Here is a 1,845-nt window from a genome sequence, read left to right on the forward strand (position 1 = left end):
TGAAAGGCGTAGTCGATGGGAAACGGGTTAATATTCCCGTACTTCTAGTTACTGCGATGGGGGGACGGAGAAGGCTAGGCCAGCTTGGCGTTGGTTGTCCAAGTTTAAGGTGGTAGGCTGACTGTTTAGGTAAATCCGGACGGTCTAGGCCGAGAGCTGATGACGATCCTTCTTTTAGAAGGAGAAGTGGTTGATGCCATGCTTCCAGGAAAAGCCTCTAAGCTTCAGGTAACTAGGAACCGTACCCCAAACCGACACAGGTGGTCGGGTAGAGAATACCAAGGCGCTTGAGAGAACTCGGGTGAAGGAACTAGGCAAAATGGCACCGTAACTTCGGGAGAAGGTGCGCCGGTGAGGGTGAAGGGTTTACCCCGTAAGCTCATGCCGGTCGAAGATACCAGGCCGCTGCGACTGTTTATTAAAAACACAGCACTCTGCAAACACGAAAGTGGACGTATAGGGTGTGACGCCTGCCCGGTGCCGGAAGGTTAATTGATGGGGTTAGCGCAAGCGAAGCTCTTGATCGAAGCCCCGGTAAACGGCGGCCGTAACTATAACGGTCCTAAGGTAGCGAAATTCCTTGTCGGGTAAGTTCCGACCTGCACGAATGGCGTAACGATGGCGGCGCTGTCTCCACCCGAGACTCAGTGAAATTGAAATCGCTGTGAAGATGCAGTGTATCCGCGGCTAGACGGAAAGACCCCGTGAACCTTTACTGTAGCTTTGCACTGGACTTTGAGCTTGCTTGTGTAGGATAGGTGGGAGGCTTTGAAGCGTGAACGCCAGTTTGCGTGGAGCCATCCTTGAAATACCACCCTGGCAACCTTGAGGTTCTAACTCTGGTCCGTTATCCGGATCGAGGACAGTGTATGGTGGGCAGTTTGACTGGGGCGGTCTCCTCCTAAAGAGTAACGGAGGAGTACGAAGGTGCGCTCAGACCGGTCGGAAATCGGTCGCAGAGTATAAAGGCAAAAGCGCGCTTGACTGCGAGACAGACACGTCGAGCAGGTACGAAAGTAGGTCTTAGTGATCCGGTGGTTCTGTATGGAAGGGCCATCGCTCAACGGATAAAAGGTACTCCGGGGATAACAGGCTGATACCGCCCAAGAGTTCATATCGACGGCGGTGTTTGGCACCTCGATGTCGGCTCATCACATCCTGGGGCTGAAGCCGGTCCCAAGGGTATGGCTGTTCGCCATTTAAAGTGGTACGCGAGCTGGGTTTAGAACGTCGTGAGACAGTTCGGTCCCTATCTGCCGTGGACGTTTGAGATTTGAGAGGGGCTGCTCCTAGTACGAGAGGACCGGAGTGGACGAACCTCTGGTGTTCCGGTTGTCACGCCAGTGGCATTGCCGGGTAGCTATGTTCGGAAGAGATAACCGCTGAAAGCATCTAAGCGGGAAACTTGCCTCAAGATGAGATCTCACTGGAGCCTTGAGCTTCCTGAAGGGCCGTCGAAGACTACGACGTTGATAGGTCGGGTGTGTAAGCGCTGTGAGGCGTTGAGCTAACCGATACTAATTGCCCGTGAGGCTTGACCATATAACACCCAAACAATCTGACCGCGGGTCAGAGCGTGAGGAAGACGACGCCGAAAACGGGCGCGTGGGTTCGCAAGACCCCAAAGACGACACGTCTACTTCGATCACAGACCCAATTGGGCCAGCCAGGCAGCTCCATCGCCTGGCCAGCCAACCGAATTGCTTGACGAACATAGAGCATTGGAACCACCTGATCCCTTCCCGAACTCAGAAGTGAAACGATGCATCGCCGATGGTAGTGTGGGGCTTCCCCATGTGAGAGTAGGTCATCGTCAAGCGCCTAACACCCAGCACCCCCGCTCAG

At 54.3% G+C, this 1,845-nt stretch carries 2 rRNA genes (1 of these 2 running past the window's edge); both read left to right on the top strand.

The window, feature by feature from the left end:
* Positions 1–1,542 (top strand): 23S ribosomal RNA (locus QKY98_RS07315); it begins 1,351 nt to the left of the window's first position.
* A 161-nt stretch (positions 1,543–1,703) separates the two neighbouring features.
* Positions 1,704–1,819 (top strand): 5S ribosomal RNA (gene rrf / locus QKY98_RS07320).
* Positions 1,820–1,845 lie beyond the last annotated feature (26 nt).

Source organism: Pseudomonas sp. HR1 (assembly GCF_030175875.1).
In the GTDB taxonomy this organism is placed as follows: Bacteria; Pseudomonadota; Gammaproteobacteria; order Pseudomonadales; family Pseudomonadaceae; genus Chryseomonas; species Chryseomonas oryzihabitans.